General features: G+C 37.8%; 17 protein-coding genes and 3 pseudogenes. 8 read left to right on the top strand and 12 right to left on the bottom strand.

Going from position 1 to position 23,736, the window contains the following annotated elements:
- Positions 1-177: 177 nt before the first annotated feature.
- Positions 178-705: a DUF2529 domain-containing protein gene (locus AZF08_RS12030; RefSeq protein WP_033673372.1), complete on the top strand. Its 528-nt coding sequence runs from the start codon at positions 178-180 to the stop codon at positions 703-705.
- A gap of 36 nt (positions 706-741) precedes the next feature.
- Here the strand turns inward: AZF08_RS12030 and pyrG are convergent, their stop codons facing one another.
- The 8 genes and pseudogenes from pyrG to AZF08_RS11990 form a co-directional block, all read right to left on the bottom strand.
- A complete protein-coding gene (gene pyrG / locus AZF08_RS12025; protein WP_033673373.1) occupies positions 742-2,349 on the bottom strand; it encodes a CTP synthase in 1,608 nt (535 codons plus the stop codon).
- A 257-nt stretch (positions 2,350-2,606) separates the two neighbouring features.
- On the bottom strand, positions 2,607-3,134 hold the full coding sequence (gene rpoE, locus AZF08_RS12020; protein WP_033673374.1) for a DNA-directed RNA polymerase subunit delta: 528 nt from the start codon (positions 3,132-3,134) through the stop codon (positions 2,607-2,609).
- Between the two features lie 371 nt (positions 3,135-3,505).
- The gene (locus tag AZF08_RS12015) at positions 3,506-4,135 is read right to left on the bottom strand and encodes a TetR/AcrR family transcriptional regulator (RefSeq protein WP_033673375.1); all 630 of its coding nucleotides are present in this window, start codon (positions 4,133-4,135) and stop codon (positions 3,506-3,508) included.
- Between the two features lie 76 nt (positions 4,136-4,211).
- A complete protein-coding gene (acdA, locus tag AZF08_RS12010; protein WP_033673377.1) occupies positions 4,212-5,351 on the bottom strand; it encodes an acyl-CoA dehydrogenase AcdA in 1,140 nt (379 codons plus the stop codon).
- A 26-nt stretch (positions 5,352-5,377) separates the two neighbouring features.
- On the bottom strand, positions 5,378-6,508 hold the full coding sequence (locus AZF08_RS12005) for an acyl-CoA dehydrogenase (RefSeq protein WP_033673378.1): 1,131 nt from the start codon (positions 6,506-6,508) through the stop codon (positions 5,378-5,380).
- A gap of 90 nt (positions 6,509-6,598) precedes the next feature.
- Positions 6,599-7,450 (bottom strand): 3-hydroxybutyryl-CoA dehydrogenase, encoded by an 852-nt coding sequence (locus AZF08_RS12000; RefSeq protein WP_033673379.1) that lies wholly within the window; start codon positions 7,448-7,450, stop codon positions 6,599-6,601.
- Between the two features lie 18 nt (positions 7,451-7,468).
- A pseudogene (locus AZF08_RS11995) lies at positions 7,469-8,753 on the bottom strand (acetyl-CoA C-acetyltransferase).
- A gap of 9 nt (positions 8,754-8,762) precedes the next feature.
- Complete coding sequence (locus AZF08_RS11990; protein WP_033673381.1) at positions 8,763-10,874, bottom strand: heterodisulfide reductase-related iron-sulfur binding cluster; 2,112 nt, start codon at positions 10,872-10,874, stop codon at positions 8,763-8,765.
- Positions 10,875-11,130: 256 nt separating this feature from the next.
- Between AZF08_RS11990 and cls the strand changes: the two genes are divergently transcribed.
- The 3 genes from cls to AZF08_RS11975 all read left to right on the top strand — a co-directional run bounded on the left by cls (position 11,131) and on the right by AZF08_RS11975 (position 16,071).
- On the top strand, positions 11,131-12,324 hold the full coding sequence (gene cls / locus AZF08_RS11985; RefSeq protein ID WP_033673382.1) for a cardiolipin synthase: 1,194 nt from the start codon (positions 11,131-11,133) through the stop codon (positions 12,322-12,324).
- A 30-nt stretch (positions 12,325-12,354) separates the two neighbouring features.
- Positions 12,355-13,308, top strand: a complete 954-nt coding sequence (uvsE, locus tag AZF08_RS11980) for a UV DNA damage repair endonuclease UvsE (protein WP_033673383.1) — start codon at positions 12,355-12,357, stop codon at positions 13,306-13,308.
- A 78-nt stretch (positions 13,309-13,386) separates the two neighbouring features.
- Entirely contained in the window at positions 13,387-16,071 is a 2,685-nt protein-coding gene (locus AZF08_RS11975; RefSeq protein WP_033673386.1) for a DUF4084 domain-containing protein, read from the top strand.
- An 18-nt stretch (positions 16,072-16,089) separates the two neighbouring features.
- Here AZF08_RS11975 and AZF08_RS11970 read toward each other — a convergent pair whose 3' ends face one another.
- Both AZF08_RS11970 and AZF08_RS11965 read right to left on the bottom strand, forming a co-directional pair.
- Positions 16,090-16,236 carry a quorum-sensing peptide PapR gene (locus AZF08_RS11970; protein ID WP_033673388.1) on the bottom strand — a complete coding sequence of 49 codons (147 nt, stop codon included), beginning with the start codon at positions 16,234-16,236 and terminating at the stop codon, positions 16,090-16,092.
- A 99-nt stretch (positions 16,237-16,335) separates the two neighbouring features.
- The gene (locus AZF08_RS11965; protein WP_033673389.1) at positions 16,336-17,190 is read right to left on the bottom strand and encodes a helix-turn-helix domain-containing protein; all 855 of its coding nucleotides are present in this window, start codon (positions 17,188-17,190) and stop codon (positions 16,336-16,338) included.
- Between the two features lie 167 nt (positions 17,191-17,357).
- Between AZF08_RS11965 and AZF08_RS11960 the strand changes: the two genes are divergently transcribed.
- Positions 17,358-19,118, top strand: coding sequence for a M4 family metallopeptidase (locus AZF08_RS11960; RefSeq protein WP_033673390.1), 1,761 nt, complete (start codon positions 17,358-17,360; stop codon positions 19,116-19,118).
- A 42-nt stretch (positions 19,119-19,160) separates the two neighbouring features.
- Here the strand turns inward: AZF08_RS11960 and AZF08_RS11955 are convergent, their stop codons facing one another.
- Both AZF08_RS11955 and AZF08_RS11950 read right to left on the bottom strand, forming a co-directional pair.
- The gene (locus AZF08_RS11955; protein ID WP_033673391.1) at positions 19,161-19,763 is read right to left on the bottom strand and encodes a response regulator transcription factor; all 603 of its coding nucleotides are present in this window, start codon (positions 19,761-19,763) and stop codon (positions 19,161-19,163) included.
- Positions 19,764-19,834: 71 nt separating this feature from the next.
- Positions 19,835-20,116 (bottom strand): annotated as a pseudogene (locus AZF08_RS11950) (ATP-binding cassette domain-containing protein); the annotation flags it as partial.
- A gap of 194 nt (positions 20,117-20,310) precedes the next feature.
- Here AZF08_RS11950 and map point away from each other — a divergent pair.
- The 3 genes and pseudogenes from map to AZF08_RS11935 all read left to right on the top strand — a co-directional run bounded on the left by map (position 20,311) and on the right by AZF08_RS11935 (position 23,517).
- Positions 20,311-21,103: pseudogene (gene map, locus AZF08_RS11945) on the top strand (type I methionyl aminopeptidase).
- Positions 21,104-21,591: 488 nt separating this feature from the next.
- A complete protein-coding gene (locus AZF08_RS11940; protein WP_033673394.1) occupies positions 21,592-22,992 on the top strand; it encodes a M28 family metallopeptidase in 1,401 nt (466 codons plus the stop codon).
- Positions 22,993-23,139: 147 nt separating this feature from the next.
- Positions 23,140-23,517 carry a hypothetical protein gene (locus AZF08_RS11935; RefSeq protein WP_033673395.1) on the top strand — a complete coding sequence of 126 codons (378 nt, stop codon included), beginning with the start codon at positions 23,140-23,142 and terminating at the stop codon, positions 23,515-23,517.
- Positions 23,518-23,736 lie beyond the last annotated feature (219 nt).

Genomic DNA, 23,736 nt, shown 5'->3' with positions numbered 1-23,736 from the left:
AGATTAAAAGCTTCTTATATCTTATTCGATTTACTTTCGCTATCCTTTACCAAATTCCTTCCTATTCTATCTTATTTTACCGTCTCCTATTTTGTTATGCTAGTTCTATTACTTCGCCTTTCGAAAAAAATAAGCTATAATAAAAGCCGCCTTACAACGATCGAAAGGAGTATCACAATGTTAAAAATTTTTTCTACCCAGCTGAGCGGCTATTTCACAAGAATTTCTCAAAAAGAAGAAATGAATATAGAAGATAGTGCACGTCTACTTGCCCAAGCCTTAATTGGTGATGGTATTGTTTATTTACATGGTACAAATGAAATGGAGGGTGTTGTTTCTGAAGCCCTGCATGGCGCAGAACCAATGAAACATGCAAAACGCTTAATAGAAAATGGAAAGCAAGCAGAAGTTACTTCTGCAGACCGCGTACTTCTCATCAGTCGTTTTTCAACAGATGAAGAAATTACTTCTATCGCAAAAAAACTTCAAGAAGAAGGGCAATCCATTGTTGGTATTTCAGCTGTGCAAGAGGGAGCCGAATCCCTAGAACAATATACAGATGTACATATTGATATAAGATTGCTAAAAGGCTTAATTCCAGATGATGAAGGCCATCGTTATGGATTCCCAAGTTTAATCTTATCTCTATTTGCTTATCACGGATTAAAATTCACAATTGATGAAATGATAAACGAATATGAATAACAAAAAGGCGCCCAAGTTCGGGCGCCTTTTCTTATCTTACTTACTTTCTTTATTCGTAATAGAAGCTTTTACGAAATCATGGAACAATGGTTGTGGACGGTTTGGACGAGATACAAGTTCTGGATGGAACTGTGCTGCCACGAACCAAGGATGATCTTGTAATTCAATGATTTCTACTAAACGACCATCTGGGCTTGTACCAGAGAAGATGAATCCTGCGTTTTCCATGTCTTGACGGAATTGGTTGTTGAACTCATAGCGATGACGATGACGCTCATATACAACCGGCTCGCTATAAGCATTGTAAGCATTTGTTTCTGGCGACAGCTTACATGGATATAGACCAAGACGAAGTGTACCACCTAAATCTTCTACATCTTTTTGTTCTGGTAATAAGTCAATGATTGCATATGGTGTTTCAGGATTAATTTCAGAAGAGTTCGCTCCTTCTAATCCTAATACATTACGTGCGAATTCGATTGATGCAAGTTGCATACCTAAACAAATTCCTAAGAATGGAACTTTGTTTTCACGTGCATATTGAATTGCAGCGATTTTTCCTTCTACACCGCGATCGCCGAAGCCACCTGGTACAAGAATACCATCTGTGTCACCAACTAATTCTTGTACGTTTTCTGGTGTTACGTGCTCAGCATTTACCCATTTTACTTCTACATCTGTATCAAATGAATAACCTGCATGGCGAAGTGCTTCTACAACAGAAATATATGCATCTTGAAGCTCTACGTATTTACCAACAAGAGCGATTTTCGTTTTCTTAGATAGGTTGCGTACTTTTTCAACTAATGCAGTCCAATCTGTCATATCCGCAGCTGGATTGTCTAGTTTTAAGTGGTCGCAAACGATTTGGTCCATGTTTTGCTCTTGAAGAGATAATGGAACCGCATATAATGTATCAGCATCACGTGCTTCGATAACTGCTTTTGTATCGATGTCACAGAATAATGCAAGCTTGTCTTTCATATCTTGAGAAACAGGTAACTCTGTACGAACAACGATAATATTTGGTTGAATACCTAAGCTACGAAGTTCTTTAACGCTATGTTGCGTTGGTTTTGTTTTCATTTCACCCGCTGCTTTTAAGTACGGGATTAATGTACAGTGAATGTACATTACGTTGTCACGGCCAATATCACTCTTAATTTGGCGAATTGCTTCTAGGAATGGTAGAGACTCAATATCCCCAACAGTTCCCCCAATTTCTGTAATAACAACGTCCGCATTTGTTTCGCGGCCTGAACGATATACACGCTCTTTAATTTCATTTGTAATGTGAGGAATAACCTGAACCGTTCCTCCTAAGTATTCACCACGACGCTCTTTTTGAAGAACAGAAGAGTAGATTTTACCTGTTGTTACGTTGCTGTATTTGTTTAAGTTAATGTCAATGAAACGCTCGTAGTGACCAAGGTCTAAGTCTGTTTCTGCGCCATCATCCGTTACGAATACCTCACCGTGTTGGTATGGGCTCATTGTCCCTGGGTCTACGTTAATGTACGGGTCAAACTTTTGAATTGTTACGTTTAAACCACGATTTTTTAAAAGTCTTCCAAGAGATGCTGCTGTAATCCCTTTTCCTAAAGACGATACTACACCGCCTGTTACAAAAATATACTTAGTCATGAAAATACTCCCTTCTACTTTGTTGTTATATAATCACCGTTGCAAAGCGCAACGTATGTAGATAACACTGTATCTATCTTATTGTTAGACTCTTTTTATTTTCTAAACAAAAAACAAAAAAGAAAATTGCTCCCCTCATCACAAAAAGTAATAAGTAGGGAGCAATTTTCTTTTATATTTACACTTTAAAAGTATTATCGTCTTGTTTTAAAGAGCCCAAAAATGATTCTACATGGACGATAATGAAAAGTCAAGAACTACAGTTCTTCCTCTTCTTCTTCTTTTTCTGTTTCATCATACTCAAGTTCTTCTTCAGCGAATTCTTCATCATCTTCTTCTAAATCGTCAAGATCATCGTCTTCGTCATCTTCAAGAACCTCGTCTAAATCTTCTACATCATTATCTTCGTCTTCAGCGTCACCGTCGAAGTCATCTTCATCTTCTTCAACATAGTCATCAAAATCTTCGTCATCTTCAACCTTACGCTTTTTCTTAGGTTTAGCTTGAGGTAAGATTTCTTCATCAATTTGCTCGTACGGGTACCAGCTGCGTATTCCCCAACGATTTTCTCCTAAATTAATGAAACGTCCATCGATATTTAAATCTGTATAAAATTGTGCGATCTTCGCAGCAACTTGCTCTTTAGACAGTCCCAGCACTTGAGCGATCTCTTGAACTAAATCATGGAATGACGTTGCTTGTCTTTTATCCTCTAAAACACTATGTACAACTTCAATCATGGATAATTCTTTTAGCTCTTCTGGTGAATATTTCTTAAAATCCACTTATGCGGCACTTCCTTTCTTAAAATATAATCCTATATATAACGACCTAGTTAAAAAAATCCATACTATTCATTATAAACAAAACTTCAACAAATATGCTACAAAAAAAACGGGAAACTTTCATGAGTAATTGATAAAAGTTATGATGGGCTATTATTTATGGGACATTCTTTCAACGATGCCTTTTTGTAGCATGTCTCAATTAAGGAACTTATCACGTGTATAGGGAATTACCATTATACCCCTTTCAGTTCTCTGTTCACAGACAGTACAGTACACTTCTCAAGATTATGAAGAAATTAAGAGAGTAATTAACCGAAAAATCTCGATTACTAATGACTCGCCATTAGTAAGAAACACAAAACCCGATTTTATTTTGGAAGCATATGTGCTCCATGTAATACATACCTTATTTGCATTTCTGTATACTCCTCTAATGTATAAAGTTTTTGCAAAGCCCAGCGTCTAAAGCCCCACATTTGTCCTTGAATAAAAATATTATGAGCAAGCAACTGAATTTCCTTCAAAGTTAATGTAAATGTACCATTTTGCGTACACTGCTCTAAAATATTTTCAAACATCCCTACCATTTGAAACTCTTTTTCTAATACATATGGGAGAGATTCTTTCGGCAGAAAGCGGACTTCTTGATACATAATTAATACTTCTTCCTGCAATTCATCCATCACTTTAAAATAGTTTGTAATTGCCACTCTTAAACTCTGGGCGCTTCCTTTCTCTGTGCACACCACTTCTTCTAATCGCTCTTTTACGTGTTCATAAATGCTATCACATACTAAATACAAAACATCATCTTTCGTACGAATATATTCATAAAGTGTACCAATACTAAATCCTGCTGCTTTTGCAATTTCCCTCGTTGTCGTACGTGGAAACCCTTTTTGCTTAAAAAGCTGCACCGCTCCTTTGATCATTTGTTCACGCCGCAGCGCAACCAACTTCTCATCCTTTACAGATGCATGCACATTGTGCTTAACCATCCCCTTCACCTCTCTCTATCATTTGGAAGGAAAAAGCGTAGGAAACACCTACGCTTTTGTCCATTACTGCTTCTCTTTATTTCGTTAACATACGAGAAATTACAAGTCTTTGAATTTCCTGTGTTCCTTCATAAATTTGCGTAATCTTTGCATCGCGCATAAAGCGTTCTACTGGATAATCCTTCGTATAACCGTAGCCACCAAACACTTGCACTGCCTCAGTCGTTATCTTCATCGCTGTATCTCCAGCAAACACTTTCGACATCGCCGATTCTTTCCCATATGGAAGTCCTTCTGATTCTAACCAAGCTGCTTGATATGTTAATAGGCGCGCAGCTTCTACACCCGTAGCCATATCCGCAAGTTTAAAACCAATTCCTTGCTGCGCGGCAATCGGTTTCCCAAACTGATGTCGTTCTCTCGCATAATCCACAGAAGCATCTAACGCTCCCTGTGCAATACCAACAGCTTGCGCTGCGATACCATTACGGCCACCGTCTAGCGTCTGCATCGCAATTTTGAATCCTTGTCCTTCCTCGCCAAGTAAGTTCTCTACAGGAACGCGGCATTCTTCAAACATAATTTCTGTCGTTGGGGAAGAGCGAATTCCAAGCTTACTTTCTTTCTTCCCAACCGAAAATCCAGGTGCACTACTTTCTACAATAAATGCACTCGTGCCGCGCTGCTTTGATTCTGGATCAGTTAATGCGAAGACAATGTAAATATCAGCGATGCCGCCGTTTGTAATAAAAATCTTTGAACCATTTAAAATATAATGGTCACCATCACGTTTTGCAGTCGTCTTCATTCCGCCCGCATCAGAACCAGAACCAGGCTCCGTTAAACCGTATGCACCAATTTTCTTTCCTTCCGCCATCGGACGTAAAAACTTTTGTTTTTGTTCCTCTGTTCCAAATTTATAAACAGGCCATCCAGCAAGCGAAGTATGTGCAGATAACGTTACACCTGTCGAAGCACAGACACGCGATAACTCTTCTACGGCAATTACATACGCTAAGTAATCGCTTCCAATACCACCGTATTCTTCAGGCCATGGAATCCCTGTTAAACCCAGGTCTGCCATTTGGTCAAATAAAGCGCGGTCAAATCGTTCCTCTTCATCGCGCTCCGCCGCTGTCGGTGCTACTTCGTTCCTCGCAAAATCTCGAACCATTTTTCGTATCATTTCATGTTCTTCTGATAACTTAAAATGCATGTTCTTTCCTCCCCGCCCTCTTCTCGTTATAACGCTCGGCTAATAACAAGCCTTTGTATTTCGCTCGTTCCTTCATAAATTTCACAAATTTTCGCATCGCGGAAAAACCGCTCCACTGGATAATCTTTCGTATAACCGTAACCACCAAATACTTGCACCGCTTCAATTGCAACATCAACCGCTGTTTTGGAAGCAAATAGCTTCGCAATAGATGCTTCCTTCCCGCACGGAAGTCCTTGCGCTCTAAGCGAAGCTGCTCTATATACAAGTAGCCTTGCAGCTTCTACACCTGTTGCCATATCCGCTAACTTAAAGCCGAGTCCTTGCTGCGCAGCAATCGGCTTCCCAAACTGCTCGCGTTCCTTCGCATAATCCACTGCACATGTGAGCGCTGCCCCAGCGATTCCAAGCGCCTGTGCTCCAATGCCAATACGACCAACATCTAAATTCGCCATCGCTACCTTAAAGCCTTGTCCTTCTTCACCAAGCAAATTCTCGGCTGGTACTTTCATATCTTCAAATGTCAGCTGCACTGTACGAGAACCAAGCAGCCCCATCTTATGTTCATCTTTTCCAACGATTAGACCCGGTGTATCTTTCTCTATAATAAATGCGGAGATTCCACTCTTTCCTGCCTCTGGATTCGTAGAAGCAAATACAATATATGTATCCGCCTCGCCTCCATTGGTAATAAACACTTTTGATCCATTAATAACATAATGGTCACCTTGTTTTACCGCACGAGATTTTAAGCTCCCTGCATCAGACCCTGCATTCGGCTCTGTTAAAGCAAATGCTCCTAAATATTCACCCGTTGCGAGTTTAGAAACATACTTTTGTTTTTGTTCCTCTGTTCCAAAATATAAAATTGGGTTTGTACCAACAGATGTATGTACCGCTAAAATAACACCAATTGTCGCACTTACTTTTGATAGTTCTTCAATGGCCAAAATGTAAGAAATAAAGTCCATTTCTGCCCCGCCATATTTCGCTGGCGCTGGAATCCCCATCAGTCCTAGCTCACCCATCTTCTTTAAAATCTCCCTAGGAAACACCCCTTGTTCCATACTTGGAACAAAGGGGGCGATTTCCTTTTGAGCAAAATCTCGAACCATTTTTCTCATCATTTGTTGCTCTTCTGTAAACTGAAAATTCATATGCCCGCCCCCATTTGCTATATATCTTTTTTAACAATTTGGTAAGACCACTACTTTGAAAAAAAGAGGAAGACCTACCTTTTCTGTTCCCTATTCGTATACGTAGAAGCCACGACCTGTTTTTCGGCCTAACCAACCTGCATTCACATATTTACGCAGTAATGGACATGGACGGTACTTGCTATCCCCTAGTCCTTCATGTAGCACTTCCATAATGTATAAACACGTATCTAAACCGATAAAGTCTGCTAATGTAAGTGGCCCCATTGGGTGATTCATACCAAGCTTCATTACTTCATCAATTGCTTCTTTTGTCGCCACACCTTCATATAGCGTATAAATCGCTTCATTGATCATCGGTAATAAAATACGATTAGAAACAAATCCTGGGAAGTCATTTACTTCAACTGGTACTTTCCCAATTTTCTTTGTAATGTCTTCAATTGTTTCATACACTGCATCGTCTGTTGCAAGTCCGCGGATAATTTCTACAAGCTTCATAACTGGAACAGGATTCATAAAGTGCATGCCAATTACTTTCTCGGGACGCTTTGTTACCGCTGCAATTTCTGTAATTGGTAAAGACGATGTATTTGTTGCCAAAATTGCATGCTTTGGTGCAATTTCATCTAAATTCGCGAAAATTTTCTTTTTGATATCCATTTTTTCAACGGCTGCCTCAATGACAAGATCCGCTTCCTTTACACAATCTAATTCAAGCGTCGCCGTAAGACGATTTAACGCGGCTTCCTTTGACTCTTCATCCATTCTTCCTTTTTCTACTTGGCGTGCTAGATTCTTTGTAATAATAGCTAGCCCTCTGTCTAATTGCTCTTGTTTCAAATCTTGTATATATACGTCATAACCTGCCATTGCACATACTTGTGCAATACCCGAACCCATTTGCCCAGCACCAATTACAACAATTTTTTGTACACTCATTTTTTCTCCCCCTTTTTGTTAATGAACTTCAATCATAATTGCATCGCCTTGACCGCCGCCGCTACAAATCGAAGCGATTCCAATTCCTCCGCCGCGCTGCTTCAGTGCATGAATAAGCGTAACAATAATACGTGCTCCACTCGCTCCAATTGGGTGCCCCATTGCCACCGCTCCGCCGTTTACGTTTATCTTTTCAGGATCAATCCCTGCAATATTTGCACTTGCAATCGCAACTGCTGCGAAAGCCTCATTAATCTCAAATAAATCAATTTCTTCTACTTTCTTACCTGTTTTCTTCAATAGTTCATTAATCGCATAACCTGGTGTTCTCGGAAAATCCTTCGCTTCTACCGCAATTGCTGTATGCGCTAAAATCGTTGCTAACGGCTTTCTTCCTTCTTGCTGCGCTCTGTCCTCGCTCATTAGCACAAGCGCCGCACCACCGTCATTTAACCCTGGTGCATTCCCCGCCGTTACCGCTGCCGTCTTATCAAATACAGGCTTTAACTTTGCTAACTTTTCAACAGTTGTATCTTCACGAGGTGCTTCATCCTGCGCTACAACAATTGGATCTCCTTTTCTTTGCTTCACTGAAACAGGAACGATTTCTTCTTCAAAACGTCCTTCCTTCTGCGCGGCAACGGCACGCTGATGACTGCGATATGCCCACTCATCTTGCGCTTCGCGAGAGATTCCATCTTCCTTCGCGACTTCTCCGCCATACACACCCATATGTATGCCAGAAAATGAACACGTTAAGCCATCTACTACATTTAAATCAGCAACTTCGTTATGTCCCATTCGGTATCCCCAGCGTGCGCCTTGTAAGATATAAGGACTATTGCTCATCGATTCCATTCCGCCCGCTACAATAAGCGTTTGATCGCCAACACGAATCATTTGATCCGCTAACGTTACAGCACGAAGTCCAGAGGCACAAACTTTATTTACTGTTTCTGTATGTGTTTCCCAAGGAAGCCCTGCTTCTCTTGCAGCTTGGCGTGAAGGAATTTGTCCTTGTCCGCCTTGAATAACAGTTCCAAATACAACTTCTTCAATGGCATTTGCAGAAACATCCGCTCGCTCAAGCGCAGCTTTTATTGCAATTCCTCCAAGTTCCGTTGCCTTTACATCCTTTAAAGTTCCCCCAAACTTTCCAACCGGTGTTCTTGCCGCACTTAAAATAACTGTTTTTGCCAAGTTTCTTTCCCCCATTTCTTTTTTTCGGAGCTGAGCGTCCGCTCAATATCCATACGTTGAGAAGAGGTGCAAATCTTGCACCTCCTTCTAAAGTTGTATATATTCTCAAAAGTTACATCGCTTCTTTCTTAGGCCCGATAACAGAGCGTTCTAAAATCTCTGTTACATCTAGCGTTTGAACTTGTTCTTCTACTTCTTTTGCTTTCGTACCGTCACTAATCATAGTTAAGCAATACGGACATCCAGTACCAATAATTGATGGTTTCACTGCAAGTGCTTGCTCTGTACGCGCAACGTTAATACGCGAGCCAGTCGTTTCTTCCATCCACATTAGCCCGCCGCCTGCGCCGCAGCACATTCCGGTTTCACGATTACGTTCCATTTCAACAACACTTACGCCTGGAATCGCTTTTAAAATACTGCGCGGCGCTTCGTATACTTCGTTGTATCTTCCTAAATAACAGGAATCATGATACGTAATTGTTTCTTCAATTCGGTGAACTGGCGTTAAGCGCCCCTCTTTCACCCACTCTGCTAATAGTTCTGTATGGTGATAGACTTCCGCTTGTAAGCCAAAGTCTGGATACTCATTTTTAAATGTGTTATAGGCATGCGGATCAATCGTAACGATTTTCTTCACACCTGCTTTTTCAAATTCTTCAATGTTTTTTGTAGCCATCTCCTGGAATACAAATTCATTCCCAAGACGACGCGGTGTATCTCCAGAGTTCTTTTCTTTATTACCAAGAATCGCAAAGGAAATGCCTGCTTTATTCATCAGCTTCGCAAATGATATTGCAATTTTCTGACTGCGATTATCATAAGATCCCATCGAGCCCACCCAAAATAAATATTCAAATTCCTCGCCAGCTTTTGTTTTCTCTTTTACAGTCGAAACTGTTACTTCATCATCACCTTGGCGCCATGTTTCACGCTCTTTACGGTTCAGACCCCACGGATTACCTTGGCGCTCAATATTCGTCATAGCACGCTGCGCTTCCGCGTCCATCTTTCCTTCTGTTAACACGAGGTAACGGCGCAGATCAATGACTTTATCAACGTGCTCATTCATAACTGGACATTGATCTTCACAGTTCCGACACGTTGTACATGCCCAAATTTCTTCTTCTGTAATAACGTCACCAATCAAGCTTGGATCGTATGCAAGTGCTGTAGCAGCCGACTCTTGTTGGCCTGTATGAGATGCCATCATCGCTAACTGATTTCCTTGTGTATTATTAAAAGCAACTGTCGGAACCCACGGCGCCCGTGATGTCACTGCTGCCCCCTTGTCAGTCAAATGATCACGAAGCTTTACAATTAAATCCATCGGCGACAACATCTTGCCCGTTCCCGTTGCCGGGCACATATTTGTACAACGGCCACACTCTACACAAGCGTATAGATCGATAAGCTGTGTCTGCCTGAAGTCTTCAATTTTCCCAACCCCAAATGTTTCTTGTGTTTCATCTTCAAAATCAATTTTTTCAAGTTTCCCTGGATTAGAAAGACGAGTAAAGAATACATTAACTGGTCCAGCAATTAAATGTGCATGTTTAGACTGTGGTACATAAACTAAAAACGTTAACAAAATAAGTAGATGCACCCACCAAGAGAAATAGAACACAGAAATGGCTGCGGTTTCATTTATTCCCGAGAAAACGTAAGCGATTCCAGAAGCGATTGGTTCACTCCACGAAAGCTCTTCGCCATGCCATATAATGCCCATCCCATTACCTAGTAGTACAGAAAGCATTAAGCCTCCAATAAAAATAAGAACAAGACCTGATTTGAAGTTACGCTTTAAACGAACAAGTTTTTCAACGTATCTTCTATGAAAAGCCCAAAAAACTGCGATTAAAATCATAAGTGTGATAATTTCCTGGAAGAATGTAAATGCAGGGTATAGTGGTCCAAGTGGAAGATGTGATCCTGGTGCTAATCCTTTCCAAACGAAGTCAATTGCTCCAAATTGGACAAGAATAAATCCGTAAAAAAACATAACATGCATAATACCGCTTTTTTTATCTTTCAATAATTTTTTTTGACCAAAAACATTGACCTTAAGAATGTCCCATCGTTCTTTAAAGCGGCGATCAAATTCTACCTTTTTTCCTAATTGTATGTAGGCCATCCTCGTTCGTATAAGATACACAAACAAATATCCTGCATAAGCAATAACAGCAATGGCAGCCAGCCAATTCATGATCAGTAAGCTATTCATTTTTATGCTACCCCTCTCTTTGTAAGTCCTTTCTCTTTCAGAATCTTAGAAAATAATAAATTTTCTGAATTATATCCCCTACCTCCATTATATAATGAGTGAGCATTCAGTCAACAGTTTTTTTGTTATACAACAACACATTTTTTCATAAAGCTGTTTATTTGGGGGAAAGTAAAAAGTGAAGCTTTAATCAACAAGAGGTCTTATTGCCCACAAATAGCAAGGTGAAAATGAATACAAAGGAGGGAGTTCGGTAATGATTTTTTTATCTCTCTTACTACTATGTTTTGCCCTATGGATCACGATAGACCTTTCATATGGAAGAAAGCTTCATTTAAAACGAATCAAGCCTCGCTCGTTTCCTTTACGCCGAAGCAATTTTCAACTTTATACATATGGAAAGGATTTATATAATGACTTATTTACCGATATCAAACAAGCACAGCACCATATTCATATTTTATTTTTTATCGTTAAAAATGATGAAATAAGTCAAACCTTTTTACAACTACTTATCGACAAAGCAAAACAAGGAGTCCAAGTTCGCCTCCTCCTCGATCGTCTTGGAAGTCACCAATTATCAAGAGAATCCATCCACTCGTTACAAAAACACGGTGTCTCTTTTTCGTTTTGCCATAACATTAAATTTCCATTTCTCTTTTTTTCTGCGAATCAAAGAAACCATAGAAAAATTACAATCATTGATGGAAAGATTGGCTATATTGGGGGCTTCAACATCGGGGAAGAATACTTGGGACACGATGCTAGGTTGGGACCATGGCGCGATTATCATTTACGTCTGACTGGAGAAGGCGTACAAGATTTACAAACGCAGTTTTTACATGATTGGCGCGATGATACTGCTGAAAATTTACTAAGGGATACGATCTATTTTCCAAAGCAATTACCAGGCACCGTACTACATCGCTTCATCCCAACAGACGGTGCTTACTTACAACAAACGTTCTTAAACCTTATTGAAAGTGCCAAAGAAGAATTATATATTGGCACACCTTATTTTATTCCTGGAAAAAGAATTATGGATGCCCTATTACAAGCGAAAAAACGAGGCGTTCGTATCACCATTCTCGTTCCGAAAAAAGCAGATCACCCACTCGTTCGAGAAGCTAAATTACCATACTGCCGGAAGTTGATGAAGGCAGGTTGTAACATTTATGAATTTCAAGAAGGATTTTTCCATGCAAAAATTATTATGGTAGATGACCATACTTGCGATATCGGAACAGCCAATGTTGACATGAGAAGTTTATATATCAATCACGAAATAAATTGTCTCCTATACGATTCGACTTTTATAAAGGAGATTAAGACCAAAATTAGCAAGGATATAGAGGGGGCGGCACTACTTTCTTGGAAGGATGTTAACTCCCGCTCTCTTGTTGATAAAGGAAAAGAGTGGATTGGGACAATGTTATCATTTTTCTTATAAAACAACTTATAAAAGAAAGAGGTGTTTCATATGATTATGCGCTTTGGATATGTCTCACATGCAGTTGCACTGCATGACTGCTCTCCTGCAAAAACAATGACATTTACAACTTGGAGCAAGTTAAAAAAACAAGAACGAGAGGAAAAGCTCTATAATGTTACCGAACAAAACCTTATGCATACATTACGTATCCTGCATTACAATATCGCACATGAAATTCCATTATATCGATTATCATCTTCTATCGTTCCACTCGCAACACATCCTGAAGTAGATTTCGATTATATTCATACATTCGCACTACTTTGGAAAAATACGGTAGATTCAATTCAAGAACATAACTTACGAGTAAGTTTTCACCCGAATCAATTCACATTATTTACGAGTGAAAAACCTCATATTACAGACAATGCTGTTTTAGACATGACATATCATTATAACATTTTGAACGCTATGGGATTAGCAGATTCCTCCTATATCAATATCCATGTAGGCGGTGCATATGGTAATAAGGAAGCAGCCCTTATACGCTTTCATGAAAATATAAAAAAACTTCCTTCATATATCAAACAACAAATGACACTTGAAAACGATGATAAAACATATACAGCTTCTGAAACATTAACTGTTTGCCAACAAGAAAAAATCCCTTTCGTCTTTGATTATCATCATCACACGGCAAACCTTTGTGATGAACCGTTAGAAGAACTACTGCCGGCTATTTTTAAAACATGGCATCATACAAATACCATCCCTAAAGTTCATATTTCTTCACCGAAATCAGAAAAGGAATTCAGATCCCATGCTAATTATATTGATGCCGCATTTATAAAGCCTTTTTTACACATTACGAAAGCAGTAAATCAGGATTTCGATATTATGATTGAAAGTAAGCAAAAAGAATTAGCACTTTTTCAATTAGTCAATGAGCTCACTGCTATACGAGGAATAAAACGAATAAGTGGTGCAACGTTACAATGGTAATTGTAACGTTTTTTGCGATTCCGTTATTCTTTATATGTTATTATTTAGATTAATATCTTATCGAGATGGAGTTATACAATGCCTAAACATAAACTATACATAAATTTTATTATCTTATATTGTTTTATATTTTTCTTATGGATTATCTTACTTCCCAAAAATTGGGCGGGGAAAGAAGTTGGGATCCTTTTCTTATTTTGCTTCTCGGCTCTCCTAACCTGCTATTGCTTATATAAAGCAATTCACCGACTTTCTGGTGGTGAAAATTTTTTTTGGATTCTTATTTTATGTACCTGCTTGTTTGGATTTGTAATGGAAGTTACATTGTATTTCTATTCATTTTCTATTTATAAACAAGCTGTTTTTTCATACGAAGCGATGCCATTTTTTATCATACAGTACGTTCTATTGTTTATCGCATTCACGGTAAAATTCACAAGAAATTATTCTATGCAAGGTTTATTGCAATTTTTATTCGATAGTATATTCATAACCATTATGACTGCATACTTTACATTCACCGTCATTCTTAACATTTCAAACATTTATACTCTCACAATAGAAATGTGGATATTAACAGGTTATTTTATCGCACAATCATTAGTTGTATATGCTGTTATTAGTCTATATAGAAGAGAACAACACTCTACTAGTAGGATGGCACTAATCATTGGCTTCTCTACTATACTCATTTACGGATATATTTATATTCACCAGCTATATAGAGGCATAAAAATTTCTGCGGAAGTAACTTATTTCATTCATACAATCTCTCTCTTATCAATTGGCTTATCTGCATTACTATATGTTTTAGATAGGCCTGTTGTAAATGAGACAAAAGTAAAATACTATCACTTTGATTATATTCGATTTATTTTGCCATATTTCAGCATATTTATGGTCTCAATTTTTATCATCTCGAGGTTTTCACAAGAAAAGTTTATGTTCATTGGTTTCGGAGCTTCCCTTCTCTTATTATTCTTGCGCCAATTTTATATGTGGAAAGGTAATCAAAATTTAGTTCATACATACGAAGACCTAACTACCAAACTAGAGGATAAAGTAAAAGAAGGCATTATTGCTCTTTCCAGAAGCGAACAACAATATAAATCACTATTTGAGGATCATCCTGATGCCGTTTTTTCACTCAATCTAAATGGAAAATTTCAAAGTACAAATAAGGCTTGTGCCAACTTATTTAAAGCATACTATTGCGAAGATACTAGCTATTCCCTTTTACATTTCATTGATGAAAAGGATTATGAATTGGTAGAAACTGCATTACAGCACACAAAAGATGGTACACCACAAACTTTAGAAACACGTACAAAAATGAAAGAAAACTATTACTATCATCTACACATTACACTCATTCCAATTTTAGTTGAAGAATTCGTAGTAGGGATGTTCGGCATCGCTCGTGACATTACTGAATTGAATGAGAAGCAATTACAAATTGAACATTTAGCATTTCATGACGCACTTACAGGTTTACCGAATCGCCGAAAATTCGAAAAAGATTTACATGATGCTCTACATGAAGCTAGTAGAAGAAGAACATCTCTAGCAGTATTATTTGTAGATTTAGATCGCTTTAAAAAGATTAATGATCGACTTGGACATAACGTTGGAGATATGTTATTAATTGAAGTTTCCAAAAGGCTACAAGCTTCTTTGCACCCAAAAGATGTTGTCGCGCGTCAAGGAGGAGATGAATTCACAATCCTGTTACCAAATATTTATACACAGAAAGATGCCAAATGTATAGCAGAGCAACTACTAACAGCACTAAACAAACCTTTCTTTATCCAAAATGAAGAGTTATCTGTAACACCTAGCATTGGCGTTGCAATGTATCCAGAGCTTGGAACAAATGTAACGGAGCTTATGAAACATGCAGATATTGCTATGTACCGCGCAAAGGCAACAGGAAAAAACAAATTTGTTTTCTTCTCAAAAGAAATGAGTATTGTCGAACAAGAAACACAATTTTTAGAAGGAGAGCTTTCAAAAGCATTACAACAAAGCGAATTCTTCTTACAATATCAACCTCAGGTTCATACACAGACAAAACGTATCATCGGCTTCGAAGCCTTGATTCGTTGGAAACATCCAAAGCTTGGGATTGTATCACCTACACAATTTATCCCTCTTGCGGAGGAAACAGGGTTTATTATCGAGCTTGGAAAGTGGATTCTTCAAACTGCATGTCAGGAAGCAAAAAAATGGCACGATCAAGGGTTTACTTATTTAAAAGTAGGTGTCAATTTATCAGTTGTACAATTTAATCATATAGATTTAATCCCTATCATCTCAGAGGTATTAGAAAGAACGCAGTTACCTCCGGAAGCATTAGATTTAGAAATTACTGAGAGTATCGCACTTAACAAAAAACAATCCGTTATTGAAAAACTAGAGCGCCTTCAGGAGCTTGGTGTTCAAATTTCAATAGATGACTTTGGAACAGGATACAGCTCGTTGTCTTACTTAACAAAATATCCAATCCATACCTTGAAGATTGCTAGGGAGTTTATAAGCGAAATTAATAAAAACCCACTAGAAGAAGCTATCACTTCTTCGATTATTACACTGGCAAAAGATTTACAACTTAGTGTCATTGCTGAAGGGGTTGAAACTGAGGAACAATGGTCATTCTTACACAACCAAAATTGTGATCACATTCAAGGTTTCTTAATTAGCAAACCTGTTTCTAGTAAAGATGTATGGAATCTATTAAAAAAGAAACAACCACTACAATCATAAAGCGGTTGTTTCTTTTTATTAATATTCAAACGGTAAATCAGAAGCTAATTGTACTTCTTGATTATTATCAGTTATTACCTGACTTTTCTCTACAAATGTATCTCCTAAAGAAATACCCCATACCATTGCTAACGTCAACACACTACCAATAAGTAGCTTTTTCATATTCCATCACCCACACATTTTTCTTTCACTATACCATGAAAATTTATCCATATTATATGCAATAATGCATATCCATAAAACCCCAATTCACATATCCTTTTAAATTAATTTTTTTAATAGTGTCTCCTTATACGCATGTAACTCTAATAAATCAAAGAAGAACAGTGCTTTTTCATAGGCTCCTTTAATCTCTTCCTCTGCATATCCTAATTTTTCAAGACACTCACCTTTTTGATAATATAATTGTCCAATTAATGCCATGCTGTTAATACGACAAGAAATTGCAATCGCCTTTCTAACTTGGTAAAATGCCTCTTCATATCGTTCATCTAAGTATAGCGCTTTAGCATGATTATACCTAATCTTTACAGCAAATTCTTCATTGCTATGTAGAGATTCCAATTGTTTTAAAATACTTTCAAATAACTCAATACTTTTTTTGAAATACCCATTTTCTGCGTAAATATTTGCTATGGCATTTTCTATGTACAAATTTTGAAATACATCAATCCCTACTAATTGCTGATTTAGTAATTTTTTTAGTTCCAAAATACAATATTCATAATTCACCTTTTTTAACATATACGCTGATAAATAATACTGCCACTGAAGAAATTGTTGAAATTCAGAATGATATTTACCTTTTTGGAGTTCAGCCCAAACTTTATCGTAAATTTCCTTATACTTCTTTTGTTTGCAAAGTAATATAATTTGATCCTTAAACTGCTTCTTTCTTTCAATATCAGAATAAATGAGAACTTCATAAAAATGAATGATGGGAACTTGTAATTTTGCTGCAATTCCTTGAAGTATATCCATACTTGGGTATACTGCTCCTGACTCAATCCTACTCACTTCTGATTGATGACATATATTCTCAGACAACTGTTTTTGTGTTAAACCCCTCAATATTCTAATTTTCTTTATTTCGGCTCCTAGCTTTTCTGCGTGCATAATAGCTCACCATCCCATTACAGAAATCTAACTTTTTAAGTTGTCATACCACTACAATAATGGTTTTTCGACATTTTTTGATATGTAATATTGCATAATATATATGAAATTTATCGAATTTTCTTTAAAATTCATCTCATACAAATACTAGATTGGGAGTGTTAGAGATGAATTATAAAAAAATTACTAGTGCACTTCTCACTTTCGGGCTACTCTGTCCTTTATCGACAGAAGTTATTCATGCCCAGGAAGTTGATAAAAATGATGTCAAAGTTGAAATTGCTCAGCCTGGATTAACAATTGGTAAATTAACCGAACCGCAAAATGATACAAAAGAAAACATTGCTAAAAAATACTTAAAAGGTGAAGTAGATGGGGCAAAAGCGCAACAAGAACAAGTTACCACTGAAAAAAATGTTGATTTTCAACCTACTAACAAAGAAATAAAAGAAAATCAAACAGAAGTACGTCTTGCCCAAACTTATAAAAGCTATAAAGTATACGGTCAAGACATCATTGTTAAAGTAGATAAAAATGGGGTAATTACGACTGTTAGTGGTAAGGTCGCCCAAAATTTAGAACAGCAACCTAATCTTACTATAACAAATTTTTTGTCGAAAAATGAAGTAAAATCTTCATTACGTAATACATTACAAATTTCGAGTGATGCAATTGAAAAAGAGTTTTCTAGTGAAACTGTCATTTATAAGAAAAAAGATGAGAGTTTCACATATGCAGAAGTCATTACTTTTACATATGAAAACAATGCCCAAGTTATAAGTGGCAACGCAATCATTGATTTAAGAAATAGAGACGTACTGTTTCAGGAGAAATTTATTAAAAATAAAGAGAATACCCCTATTAACAAAGCAACCCTCCCTTCGCTATCTCCAGCTAAAGAACAGGGAACTGGCATAAATGCATTACAAGAAAATGTATTATTTAATATCGCAAAAGGTGCTGATGGCAAGTTTTATTTAGCCGACTTATCTCGTGGTAAGGGCATTTATATTTATAATGCAAATTACGCGGATGCAAAAGGTGGCGAGAGTCAAGCAGGTTACCCTGGTACGCTTATTTCTAGTAACACGACTAATTTTGCAGATAAAGAAGCAGCTGGCGCTATGAAAAACATGAGCAATATTTATGATTACTTTAAGAAAGAACACAATTTAAAAAGCTACGATAATAAAGACACAAAAGTTGTTGCAAGTGTGCATGGATTTGATTCTACTGAAGTGAGTGATGGTATCAAAGAAAACTATGTAAATGCATTTTGGCATCCGGCTTGGAATCAGATGGTTTTCGGAGATGGTTTAAATGGTAAATTAACTTCTGCTCTTGATGTAACGGCTCATGAATTCGGACATGCTGTATTTAGTGGCACAACAAAAAATAATATGATCAAATATCCAAATACTGAAACAGATGCACTGAATGAAGGCCTTGCAGATTTCTGGGGTACACAAATCGAATTTTATGTAAAAAAAGATAAAGGAAATTGGATTATGGGCGATACATTAGGTGGTCTAACAATCCGAGATATCCCGAAAGAAATTGGCGACGGTGGACAAAAGCTATATACAAACTTACAAGAATTTTATAATGATGGAAATGATCAAGAATCCCATGTGAATTCAGGTATTATTAGCCATGTCCTATACCAATTAGCTGAAGGAAAAACATACAACGGTGTATCTGTTCAAAAGCAAGGAAACGAAAAAGTAAGTAAAGTGGTTATGCGTGCTTTACAAAACTATGCTACTTCAGCAGAAGATTTCGAATCCCTACAATCTCACATTGTACAAGCTGCAAAAGATTTATATGGTAATACTACTTCAACAGAATTTGAAAAAGCATTCCAAGCACATGGATATAAATCTTTAGCAAAAGTAAATAAAGTCGTAGAAATACAAAAAGGAAACTAACAAAAAAGATGTTTACCCATGCATGTCGGTAAACATCTTTTTCTATATCCATCCCTTTTCTTCTGCAATTGTAATAGCTTCAATTCTATTTTTAGCATCTAATTTCGTTAGTACCTCTGAAATGTAATTCCGCACTGTACCAGGCGAAAGATAAAGTGCCTTCGCAATTTCATTTGCTGTTTTTCCTTCTTTCGCTAACAGAAGTACTTCTTTCTCACGATCTGATAATGGATTTTTCTCTTGCCACAACCCAAACATTAATTCAGGAGAAACCTCTCGTTTCCCCTTCATCACATTGCGAATTGCGGCTGCTAAATCTTCACTTGGGCTATCCTTTAATAAATACCCATGAACGCCAGCTTTCATTGCTCTTTCAAAATAACCTGGCCGCGCAAATGTTGTTAAGATCATCATTTTGCATGGTGATTTTTTCTTCTGTAATGTTTCAGCAACATCCAATCCACTTTGAATCGGCATTTCGATATCCATAATACTGACATCCGGCTGCAATGATTCAATTAGCTTCAAAGCCTCTTCCCCATTCTCAGCTTGCCCAACCACTTCAATATCGTCTTCTAAATCAAGCAAGGCTCCTAGTGCCCCGCGCAGCATCCGCTGATCTTCAGCAATAATAATTCGAATCATGCTCTCACCCCATCTTTTCCTGTTCTAATGACAATTGGAACTTTTACTGTTAACAACGTTCCTGAATTTGTTTCCTCCACCGATATACTATCGATTACACTTACTTCTTGCAGCATTGCACCAAGGCGATTACGAACAGCCCGATGTTTAGGACTCTTTCCAAATATAGAAACACTTCCTTCTGATGGATCCTTTAGCCCAAGCATCATTGAGATTGTTGTTGTTTTCCCTGCGCCATTCGGCCCAAGTAGTGCAACAATCTGTCCCTTCTCCACATGAAATGAAACGTTATTTACAGCCTTTTTATGTTTAAATGTTTTCGAAACACCATTTACTTCAATAATCTTTTCCATCTCTCCACCTCCGTCGGTCCTTATATTTACATTGTATAAATTGCAAGAGATGGAAAACAGTAAAATACGTCATGACATGAATATGACAATTGTCATGAAATCCCTATGAGACCCATCAAATAATTAATACACCCCCTTTCAAAACACCCCCAAAAGGAGACTACTTGTACACAAGTAGCAGGACAAAAATAAACATGATACAATCGTGTAAGATATATTTGAGGAAGGACAGTGGTTTTTATGATTATTCGTAACGAACAAGATTTAGAAGCTTTACGAAAAATCGGCCGTATCGTTGCACTTGCACGCGAAGAAATGAAAAAACAAGCGACGCCAGGTATGACAACGAAAGAGCTTGATTTGATTGGTAAAAAAGTATTAGATGAGCACGGTGCTATTTCGGCACCTGAAAAAGAATATAATTTTCCGGGTGTAACTTGCATTAGTGTAAATGAAGAAGTAGCCCATGGTATTCCAGGAAATCGTGTACTAAAAGAAGGCGACTTAGTAAACGTTGACGTATCTGCTGCACTTGATGGCTATTATGCAGATACAGGTATTTCTTTCGTTCTTGGGCAAGATGAGGAAAAAGAAAAACTTTGCCAAGCTGCTGTAGATGCATTTTGGGCAGCAATGAAAAAAATCAAAGCTGGTTCAAAACAAAACCAGATTGGCCGTGCGGTTTCTAATTTCGCACACAAAAATGGCTATCAAGTCATCCAAAACCTAACAGGACATGGCATTGGTCTTAGCTTACACGAAGCACCAAATCACATTTTAAGCTATTATGATCCAATGGATAATTCACTTCTTAAAGATGGTCTTGTTATCGCGGTAGAACCTTTCATCTCTATGAAAGCTGACCACATCATTGAACGTGGTGATGATGGCTGGACATTCGTAACACCAGATAAGAGTCTTGTTGCACAATGTGAACATACAATTGTCGTAACACGTGGCGAACCAATTATATTAACTGAAGTGTAGGAAATGAAAGGAATGCAAGTAGAAAGATGCATTCCTTTTTCTATACAAAAAAAGAGAAATCAACGGTGATTTCTCTTTTTTCATATGGATGCCTTACATATATTGATGATAATCATGAAATGTGGAAACATGACACTCATCGTCTTCAAAAGGTTCAAGCATAAGAAAAAGAAATCCCACCTAGGATTTCTTTTTCGCTACATAATCTAAAGCTTGGGTACACTAGATTCATGCAATTTAGGGGCCTTCAAAATTGAAAGCGAACCTTTATCTAAGATAATAGCATATACACCCCTTCTAAAAATATGCATACAACAATATTCACATTTTTATCACGCTATTCGTAGGCAGTAAGCCCCCTACTGATTAGGGTTTACCTTATTTCTCAACTTAAATTAATTGAAAATACAGATAATTAAAGGTAGAATAGAGTCGTTATCCGTCTTCTTTTGTCAGTCAGAGAGAATAGAAGAATAGGAGAGGAAAATATGAGAAAATCACTGAAACAAAAAATAGTAAGCTCCTTGCTTGCTACAACACTCGCTTTTAGCTTAACTCCGATTGGACAAGCAAAAGCTGATTCCCCGTCAGAAACCGTCAAAACCTCGCCTGTTACAGGGCAAATTGATACTAACCGTGCAATTGAACACATCCGTTTTTTATCAGAAACAATTGGCCCACGCCCTGGCGGGACACAATCAGAAAAATGGGCTTCCCGATACGTTGGGATGCAGTTAAAATCAATGGGATATGAAGTGGAATATCAGCCATTTTCTGTACCAGATCAATATGTTGGCTTCATCGACTCACCAATGTCTCAATCACGAAATTGGCAAGCAGGCGCTGCCCCAAATTCTCTGATTTCAACTGAGGCTGTTACAGCTCCCCTCATTTTTGTTAAAAACGGGACAAAACTAGCTGAAATTCCAAATGAAGTAAGTGGAAAAATTGTTTTATTCGAAAGAGGAGCGACAGTAGCAGATTACAACAAGCAGGTAGAAAATGCTGTAGCCAAAGGTGCTAAAGGTGTCCTCTTATATAGTTTAATTGGTGGTCGCGGCAACTATGGACAAACTTTCAATCCAAGATTAACAAAGAAACAATCCATCCCTGTATTTGGTCTTGCTTATGCACAAGGTAATGCCTTCAAAGAAGAATTAGCTAAAAAGGGTAGTACAATTCTTTCTTTAAAAGCACGCCATGAATCAAACTTACAATCTCTAAATGTTATTGCGAAAAAGAAACCAAAAAACAGCACAGGAAATGAACAAGCTGTTATTGTAAGTTCCCATTATGACAGCGTTGCTGGAGCACCAGGGGCGAATGATAATGCTTCTGGAACAGGATTGGTATTAGAACTCGCTCGAGCATTTCAAAATGTAGAAACTGACAAAGAAATCCGCTTTATTGCTTTCGGTTCAGAAGAGATGGGCCTAATTGGCTCTGAACACTACGTTGATAACTTATCACAACAAGAACGCGATCGTATTTTAGGCGTGTTCAATGCTGATATGGTTGCTACAAACTATGATAAAGCAAAAAATTTATATGCGATGACACCTGATGGTTCTACGAATCTTGTAACAGACGCAGCATTAAATGCTAGTAAACAGCTAAATAATGACCTTGTTCTTCAAGGAAAATTCGGCTCTAGTGACCATGTACCATTTGCTTACGCGGGCATCCCTTCTGCACTATTTATTTGGATGGGGGTCGACAGTTGGGATCCACTTATCTATCACATTGAAAAGGTATACCACACACCACAAGATAGCGTTTTAGAAAACATCTCACCAGAGCGTATGAAAATGGCGTTAGAAGTTATTGGTACTGGTGTCTATGATGTTCTTCAAAAACCAGCTGGACAAACAGGGCAAAAGGCTGCTTAATAATAATCAAAGCCACCGTTTGAAAACGGTGGCTTTTCTATTGAGAAAAAATAAATATACATAAAAGCATATTTATTCCAGGCTATTATCATGTAAAATACTAACTGTAACAAAAATAGTTACACTAAACAAGGAGGAATTGAGATTATGAAAAAAATGATTCTTGCAGGTGCATTAACTTTAGCTGGAATTACAGGCGCTACCGCTTTCATTCCTGAAACAAAAGCTGCTGCGGCAACGATCCAAGAGCAAAGCTTTACAAAGTACTATTCTCTTCGTACAGGTAGCAGTTCTGAAAAAGAAGCTGTTTATCTCCAAAAGGGGCAAGAACTAACAATTCAACTTAACAGCAGAACACCTAGCTACAGCGTTTATGATGTAAACGATAAACTTATCGGTCATTACTCTGATGGCTACGGAAGAATTTTCACTGCAAAAACAGACGGAAATATGTACGTACAGTTCCATGCTCCTTTTGTTTACTATAGTCCTGTTACGTTTTCGGTTGATTATACAATTCGATAATAATAAGAAAGAGACCACTCATGGTCTCTTTCTTATCTAGTTCCAGCAGCTAGAATACTCGGTGGTTTCGCGCCTTCCTCCGAGGCACACTACGCCTCTCTGTCAGGAGCTCCATCCACCTCCTATTCTGAGCAAGCTGCTTCCACTTTTCTTTGTCTAGCTCTGCCTCCTAGTCCCTTGAGTCTAAGAACTTTCCCCACAAGAAGGTAAAAAGCAACT

This window comes from Bacillus gaemokensis (assembly GCF_001590835.1).
GTDB lineage: Bacteria > Bacillota > Bacilli > Bacillales > Bacillaceae_G > Bacillus_A > Bacillus_A gaemokensis.
Note: the sequence above shows the minus strand (reverse complement) of the source record. Positions and strands in the feature narration are given on the sequence as shown.